8 protein-coding genes and 1 tRNA gene are annotated in these 6,952 nt (G+C 77.0%); 1 reads left to right on the top strand and 8 read right to left on the bottom strand.

What is annotated here, in order from left to right; all coding sequences use genetic code 11:
* Positions 1-34 precede the first annotated feature (34 nt).
* Positions 35-235, bottom strand: coding sequence for a hypothetical protein (locus KBX39_RS18690; RefSeq protein ID WP_043323973.1), 201 nt, complete (start codon positions 233-235; stop codon positions 35-37).
* A gap of 127 nt (positions 236-362) precedes the next feature.
* Between KBX39_RS18690 and KBX39_RS18685 the strand changes: the two genes are divergently transcribed.
* The gene (locus tag KBX39_RS18685) at positions 363-1,019 is read left to right on the top strand and encodes a hypothetical protein (protein WP_043323971.1); all 657 of its coding nucleotides are present in this window, start codon (positions 363-365) and stop codon (positions 1,017-1,019) included.
* A gap of 5 nt (positions 1,020-1,024) precedes the next feature.
* Here the strand turns inward: KBX39_RS18685 and KBX39_RS18680 are convergent, their stop codons facing one another.
* The 7 genes from KBX39_RS18680 to KBX39_RS18650 form a co-directional block, all read right to left on the bottom strand.
* The gene (locus KBX39_RS18680) at positions 1,025-1,207 is read right to left on the bottom strand and encodes a hypothetical protein (protein ID WP_064445937.1); all 183 of its coding nucleotides are present in this window, start codon (positions 1,205-1,207) and stop codon (positions 1,025-1,027) included.
* A 66-nt stretch (positions 1,208-1,273) separates the two neighbouring features.
* Positions 1,274-1,471 (bottom strand): hypothetical protein, encoded by a 198-nt coding sequence (locus KBX39_RS18675; RefSeq protein ID WP_030503909.1) that lies wholly within the window; start codon positions 1,469-1,471, stop codon positions 1,274-1,276.
* A 45-nt stretch (positions 1,472-1,516) separates the two neighbouring features.
* Positions 1,517-3,280 (bottom strand): selenocysteine-specific translation elongation factor, encoded by a 1,764-nt coding sequence (gene selB / locus KBX39_RS18670; RefSeq protein WP_210871734.1) that lies wholly within the window; start codon positions 3,278-3,280, stop codon positions 1,517-1,519.
* Between the two features lie 5 nt (positions 3,281-3,285).
* Positions 3,286-4,578: an L-seryl-tRNA(Sec) selenium transferase gene (gene selA, locus KBX39_RS18665; protein ID WP_210871732.1), complete on the bottom strand. Its 1,293-nt coding sequence runs from the start codon at positions 4,576-4,578 to the stop codon at positions 3,286-3,288.
* A 21-nt stretch (positions 4,579-4,599) separates the two neighbouring features.
* Positions 4,600-4,695, bottom strand: a tRNA-Sec gene (locus KBX39_RS18660).
* A gap of 45 nt (positions 4,696-4,740) precedes the next feature.
* Complete coding sequence (gene nrfD / locus KBX39_RS18655) at positions 4,741-5,910, bottom strand: NrfD/PsrC family molybdoenzyme membrane anchor subunit (protein WP_064445934.1); 1,170 nt, start codon at positions 5,908-5,910, stop codon at positions 4,741-4,743.
* The gene (locus KBX39_RS18650) at positions 5,907-6,950 is read right to left on the bottom strand and encodes a 4Fe-4S dicluster domain-containing protein (RefSeq protein ID WP_043323965.1); all 1,044 of its coding nucleotides are present in this window, start codon (positions 6,948-6,950) and stop codon (positions 5,907-5,909) included. The genes nrfD and KBX39_RS18650 overlap by 4 nt, the downstream gene beginning before the upstream one ends.
* Positions 6,951-6,952: the final 2 nt, after the last annotated feature.

The following is a 6,952-nucleotide window of genomic DNA, read 5'->3' as shown; positions in this document are numbered from 1 at the left end:
CCTGGCGGCGGCTGCGGCCGGCGTCGGCTCGCGGTTAGCTCTCGTCGTCGGCAACCGGCTCACCGGCCGGGCCGTACGGCGACACCTGACCCTTCGGAACGGGCCGTCCCGCGTCGGCGTTCGACGTGCCCCGGCTCCGCGAACGGCCGCCCGCCTGGGTGGCCGTCTTGCGGCTGTCCTGGCTGGTGGCGCCGAGATCGTTCCGGCGCAGTTCCTCCTGCTGCGGCTTGACCACGGCTCTCTCCTTCCCGGTGGGGCGCACGGCTGTCGGCCGCGCACCAGACAGGCGTACCCGTCGCCGCCCGGCGCATTCCGGATCGGCGCGGGGGTCTGGCCGGGGCCGGGACGGGTAAGCCGGATGGATGCCAGACGATCGCAACGTCGCGCGCGCCCTGCTGGACCGGCAGTCCCGCACGTACGCGGAGGAGGCGGGGATCACCCTCGCCGACCGGCCCGGCCCGCTCTACCAGTTGCTGGTGCTCACCACGCTGCTGAGCACCCGGATCCGGGCGTCGGTGGCGGTGGCCGCCGCCCGGGAGCTGTTCGCCGCCGGTTACCGCACCCCGCAGACGATGGAGGCGGCGAGCTGGCAGGACCGGGTCGACGCGCTGGGCCGGGGCCACTACCGGCGCTACGACGAGCGGACCGCGACCATGCTCGGCACCGGCGCCCGGCTCTGCCTGGACCGCTGGCACGGCGACCTGCGCCGGCTGCACCAGGAAGCCGGCGCCGACCGGGCCGCGCTGCGCCGGTTTCTCACCGAGTTCCCCGGCATCGGCCCCACCGGGGCGGACATCTTCCTGCGCGAGGCGCAGTCGGTGTGGCCGGACGTGCGCCCGTACGCCGACCGGCGCACGCTGGCCGGGGCGAAGCGGCTGGGCCTGCCGGCGAGCCCCGGCGACCTGGTCGGGCTGGTCGGCGAGGCCGACTTCGGGCGGCTGGCGTCGGCGCTGGTGCGGGTGGCGCTGGGCGAGGAGTCGGCCGGCGAGGTGAGCCGCAGCGCCGCCACGGCGCGCTGAGAGCGCTACTTGGCCGGCCCGGGCTTGGTCAGGTTCCAGGCCAGCAGCGAGGCGAGCAGCGCGAGCAGAACCACGCCGCCGGAGACGCCGCCCTCCCCGCCGCTGTCGCGGCTTCCCGAGAAGCCGAAGTAGATCACGGCCAGTCCGGCCAGCACGGTGATGAACGTACGCAGTCCCCTGTCCTTCACGCCCGCACCGTACGACCGGCGGCGCCGCCCGGGGCGGGGATCGGGCGGCCGTCCCCCGTCCGGGTGTCAGTCCGTCTCCAGGTCGTCCAGGGAGATCGCGTGGGTCATCAGCCAGCGGGCCAGCGCGGCCATCCCGAACAGCCACAGCGGCGCCGACTCGGTGGGGCCGTTCGTGGCGTAGATGGCGAACCGCAGGTCCGGTGCGCGGTACGCCTCGATCCGCCACTTGTGGTTCTTGTCCCGCCAGACCGCGGAAGGGTCCATGGCGTCACGGTAGGTGACCGGAGCGGACCGGCGACGCCTGTTGCGTCAGCCCGGCGGGCGGAGCACCTCGCGGGCGTCGTCGGGCAGCCGCCGGGTGGCGCCGCGCCGGTCCAGCAGCTCCAGCAGCGGCACCGCCACCCGGCGGGTGGTGCCGAGCGCCTGCCGGGCGGCGCTGAGCGTGAACGGCTGCGGCAGCCCGGCCAGGACGCGCACCGCGTCGTCCGGTGCGCCGGGGAGCAGCACCACGTTCTCGGCGAGCTTCAGCAGCGCGCCGGCCCGGACGGCGGCGCCGATCTCGCGGGGGCCGAGCCCGAGGTCGGCCAGGTGGTGCGCCTCGGGCGCCTGGAACGGGCGGTCGCCGTACTCGGCCCGGACCCGGTCCACCGCCCGCGCCACCGGATCGGGCAGCGTGTGCTGCCCGGCGGCGGTGACCAGGCCGTCGCGCAGCCGCAGCGGCGGGCGCAGCAGCGCCGTGACCAGCGCGCGGTCGGGCAGGTCGAGCCGGTGCCGCAGCACGTCGACCGGTACGCCCGCGGCCAGCGGATGCTCGGCGGTGTACCGGGTCACCTCCTCGGTGAGGCGGCGGCCCAGGTCCCGCCAGTGCTCCGGGTCGGCCAGCCACTGCCCGGCCACCGGCGTCGCGGTCGGCGGCACGCCCATCCGGGTCAGGTCCCCGGCCCGGATCAGCAGCCGCCGGCGCAGCTCCCCGGCCAGGTCCGGGCGCCCGTCCAGCCCGGCGAGCACGGCCGCGCGGGCCGCTGCCGCGCCCCGGCGGCGCAGCGGCGGCGGGTCCACGTCCAGCACCGTGACGCCACCGCAGACGTGGTGCCGGCCGGGGTCGCGCAGCAGCGCCCGGTCCCCGATCAGCAGCGGCAGCGGCCGGGCCAGGCGCAGCCGGACCGTGTCCGGGCCCAGCGGCCGGACCCGGGCGGGCACCGCCGCCGAGCCGGCGTGCAGCATGAGCGTGGCCGGCAGGTCGGCGGCCGGGTCGCCGGACAGTCGCACGTCGAGCAGGTCGGTACGCCCGAACCGGCCGGGTGTGAGCAGCGCGTCGCCGCGCCCGACGCGGTCCCGGGGCAGGCCGCGCAGGTTCACCGCGACCCGGGCCACCGCCTCGACGGCGGTGTGCGCGGCGCCGAGGGAGTGCAGCCCGCGTACCCGCACCGCCTCGCCGGTGCCGGCCAGTTCCAGTTCGTCGCCGACGCGCAGCCGGCCGCCGCCGAGCGTGCCGGTGACCACGGTGCCGCTGCCGCGTACCGTGAACGCGCGGTCCACCCAGAGCCGCACCGGCGCGTCAGCGGCCGGGTCGGGCAGCCGGGCGGTCAGGCGGTCCAGCGCGGCGCGCAGCTCGGGCAGTCCGGCGCCGGTGACCGCGGAGACCGGCACCGCCTCCACCTCGCCCAGCGACGTCGCGGCGATCTCCGTGCGGGCCCGCGCCGTCGCCGGTCCGGGGTCGGCGAGGTCCGCGCGGGTCACCGCCAGCAGCCCGTACGACACACCCAGCGCGTCCAGCGCGGCCAGGTGCTCGGCGGACTGCGGCATCCAGCCCTCGTCGGCGGCCACCACGATCAGCGCGGCCGGGACCGGGCCGACACCGGCGAGCATGTTCGGCACGAACCGCTCGTGCCCCGGTACGTCGACGAAGGCGACGGTGCCGCCGGAGGGCAGCGTGGTCCAGGCGAAGCCGAGGTCGATGGTCATGCCCCGGCGGCGTTCCTCCGCCCACCGGTCCGGTTCCATCCCGGTCAGCGCCCGCACCAGCGTCGACTTGCCGTGGTCGACGTGCCCGGCGGTGGCCACCACCCACATGCCGGTCAGTCCTCCACGCTCAGCACGGCCACACGGACCCGGTCGTCGGCGCCCTCCGGCACGGCGCGCAGGTCCAGCAGGAGCCGGCCCTGCAGCACCCGTCCGAGGACCGCCGGGTCGCCGGCGCGCAGCGGCTCGGCGTACCGCTCGGGCAGGCTCAGCGCCCACGAGTCCAGCTCCACGCCGGGCGCCCCGCCGCCGCCGACGACTGCCGCGCTGGGCACCACCTCGGCCTTGCAGCCGTCCTCACCGAGCCGGTCACGCAGCCGCTCCACCCGCTCCCGCAGCCGGACCGGGTCGGCGTGCAGCGCGTCGCGGGTGGGCGTGGTCGGGGCGTACAGGGTGGCGGCGAGCGCGGCGAGGGTGAGCTTGTCGACCCGCAGCGCCCGCGCGAGCGGGTGCCGGCGCAGCCGGTGCACCAGGTCGGCGTCGCCGAGCAGCAGACCGGCCTGCGGGCCGCCGAGCAGCTTGTCGCCGCTGGCGGTGACCAGGTGCGCGCCCGCGCGCAGCGTGGTGGCGGCGTCCGGCTCGTCGGGCAGCAGCGGGTCGGGCGCGAGCAGGCCCGACCCGATGTCGACCACCACCGGTACGCCGAGCGTGGCCAGCTCGGCGACCGGCACCGCCGAGGTGAAGCCGGTGACCACGAAGTTCGACGGGTGCACCTTCAGCACGAACCCGGTGTGCTCGCCGATCGCGGCTTCGTAGTCGGCGCGCGTGGTGCGGTTGGTGGTGCCCACCTCGCGCAGCCGCGCGCCGGTACTGGCCAGGAGGTCGGGCAGGCGGAACCCGTCGCCGATCTCGACCAGCTCACCGCGGCTGACCACGATCTCCCGGCCGGCGGCGAGCGCGGTCGCGGCAAGCGCCAGCGCGGCGGCGCCGTTGTTCACCACGTGCACCGCCCCGGCGTCGGGCACCGCCGCGGCGAGCGCGTCCAGCGCCTCCCGGCCGCGCCGCGCCCGCCGTCCGGTACGCAGGTCCAGCTCCACGTCGGTGTGCCCGGCGGCGGCCACGAGCGCGTCCACGGCGGACGGGGCGAGCGGGGCACGGCCCAGGTTGGTGTGCAGCACGACGCCGGTGGCGTTGAGCACGGCGCGTGGCGTACGGCCGGGCAGGTCGGCGAGCGCCGCGTCGCGTACCTGATCGGGGGTCAGCTCGCCGCGGCGGGCGCGGTCCTGCGCGCTGACGATCGCGGCCTTGACCCGGTCGCGGCCCAGCGTCACGGCGGCGTCGGCCAGCGCGGGATCGGCGAGCAGCGCGTCGGTGCGCGGCACCCGCCGTCGCGGGTCGACCTCACGCATCGCGCACTCCCGGGAACGGTTTGGCGGAGACGGACGGGAATCGAACCCGCCTGGCCCGGGTCCCGGACCACACCGGTTTTGAAGACCGGGAGGGGCACCAGCCGCCTGAACGCCTCCACGCAGCAGTCAACCACAGCGGACGGGAGGCCGCCCGGGGAGGTGTCAGACCTGGTCGGCGGCCCGCCGGTCGGCGCGTTCGCGCTGCGGCACCACCGTGTACCGCGGATCGCGTGCCGAGGCGACGCCGCCGTGGAAGATCCCGAACCGGGTGCACACCGACGCGGCGATCAGCGCGCCGCCGGACAGCGCGGACAGCACCCGGCTGCGGCGACCGACCAGCGCGCCGACCACACCGGCGGCGGTCAGCGCGCGGCCCGCGCGCAGCAGCTTGCCGGGTGTGCCCTGCGTGTAGGGCTCGCTGAGCAGCCCGAGCCGGTTCTCCACCCGGTGCGAACCCCACAGCTCCATCGCCGCGCCCGCGACCGCGAGGCGCCGCGCCGGACCGGCCTGGGCGCAGGGCGCGGCCACCAGCCCGACACCGGCGCCGCTGGCCAGCGCGCTGCCCGCGAAGATGGCCGGCAGTTCCGGGTACGCCTCGTGCCACGACGGCACCGCCGTGTCCGCCAGCAGCACCCCGGTGTACGTGGCCAGCGCGGGCGCGGTGACGGCGGCGACCACACCGGCGGTGTGCCCGGCCGGGGGCAGCAGCCGGCGGCCGAGCCCCAGCACGCCGCGCTCGGGCAGCAGCGGCGCCGCCTCGGCGATCGCGGCGAGCCCGGCGGCCGGGCCGAACACGCTGAGGATCCAGGTGCCCACCGACATCGGCGAGGTCACCTTCGCCACCCGCAGCATGTGGTGGAACCGGGACGGCCGGCCCAGGTCGTTGACCAGGAAGTACGTGCTCGCGCCCACCGCCGCGAGGGCGGTGACCCGGCCGGCGCGGCGCAGCGCCGGGCGGCCGGTGAGCTGCCCGCCCGCGGCCAGCAGCGACGAGCCGGCGGCGAGACCGCCGGTGAATAGGTACGCGGCGATGTCCCACCGCCACACCGGCGGCTTGAGGACGGGCCGGCCGTAGTAGGAGGTGAACTCGGCCGGCGGGACGTTGAGCTGCTCACCACCACCCTTGCCGCGCCGGCGCGGGGCCGCGTCGCGGGGCGGGTGCGGGGCCAGCCGCGCGTCGCGGGAACCCGCGTCGGTGCGTCCCACGCCGGGACCGGCCGCGGTGGCCCGGCTGCCGTTCTCCCGCTCGGCGGCGCCGCGGTCCTCCGGTCCCGTGGACAGGCGCTCGCGGAAGCGGCGGAACAGGTCACCGACCGGGCGGTCCGGGCTCACGACGATCCTCCGACGAACGCGGCGACGGCAGCCGCCGCCATGGCCAGCGCGGCGAACCCGGCCCGCTTCCACATCTTCGGCAGGTCCCGGGTGGTGACCACCGGGTCCGGCGGCAGCCCGTACACCTCCGGCTCGTCGAGCAGCAGGAAGAACGCGCCGTCGCCGCCCACGCCGTCGGTCGGGTCGTGCCCGTACAGCCGCGCCTCCGGCACGCCCCGCTCGTGCAGCGCGGCGACCCGCGTGGCGGCCCGTTCCCGCAGCTCGTCGAGCGGGCCGTACTGGATCGACTCGGTCGGGCACGCCTGCGCGCAGGCGGGCGTCATGCCCGCGCCGATCCGGTCGTAGCACAGCGTGCACTTCCACGCCCGGCCGTCGCCCTTGCGCTGGTCGATCACGCCGTACGGGCAGGCGGAGATGCAGTAGCCGCAGCCGTTGCAGATGTCCTCCTGCACCACCACCGTGCCGAACTCGGTGCGGAACAACGAACCGGTCGGGCACACGTCGAGGCAGGCCGCGTGCGTGCAGTGCTTGCACACGTCGGACATCATCAGCCAGCGGAAGTCGGTGCGGGTCTCCGCGCCGCTGTCCCGCCCGGGCGGCTGCGCGCCGGGCATGCCGAGGAACTCCGGACCGGCCGCCATCCGCGCCGCCGCCTCCGGCCGCCCCGGCGGCAGACCGGGATTCGTGCCGGTGTCGGGGGCCGTGCCCGCGCCGACCGCCGCGGACGCGGGGCTGGTCGCCGGGCCGGTCGGGTCACCGGCGAACGGCGGCGTACGGTGCCCGGCCGGGCGGGGCTGCTCGATGAACGCCACGTGCCGCCACGAGTTCGCGGTCAGCGCGCCGGTGTTGTCGTACGACATGCCGAGCAGGTCGAACCCGGAGTCCGGGACGCCGTTCCACTCCTTGCAGGCCACCTCGCACGCCTTGCAGCCGATGCAGACGCTGGTATCGGTGAAGAAGCCCATCCGGGGCGGCGCTTCGACCCAGCCCGCGTCGGGGGCCGGGTCCAGCGGACCGTACAGGCTGTTGGCGTCAGGCATGC

Source organism: Micromonospora sp. D75 (assembly GCF_018070405.1).
GTDB lineage: Bacteria > Actinomycetota > Actinomycetes > Mycobacteriales > Micromonosporaceae > Micromonospora > Micromonospora chalcea.
Note: the sequence above shows the minus strand (reverse complement) of the source record. Positions and strands in the feature narration are given on the sequence as shown.

Coding starts and splice junctions, on each gene's coding strand:
- KBX39_RS18685 (WP_043323971.1), top strand. CDS start 363: ATGCCAGACGATCGCAACGTCGCGCGCGCCCTGCTGGACCGGCAGTCC.
- KBX39_RS18675 (WP_030503909.1), bottom strand. CDS start 1,471: ATGGACCCTTCCGCGGTCTGGCGGGACAAGAACCACAAGTGGCGGATC.
- selB (WP_210871734.1), bottom strand. CDS start 3,280: ATGTGGGTGGTGGCCACCGCCGGGCACGTCGACCACGGCAAGTCGACG.
- selA (WP_210871732.1), bottom strand. CDS start 4,578: ATGCGTGAGGTCGACCCGCGACGGCGGGTGCCGCGCACCGACGCGCTG.
- KBX39_RS18650 (WP_043323965.1), bottom strand. CDS start 6,950: ATGCCTGACGCCAACAGCCTGTACGGTCCGCTGGACCCGGCCCCCGAC.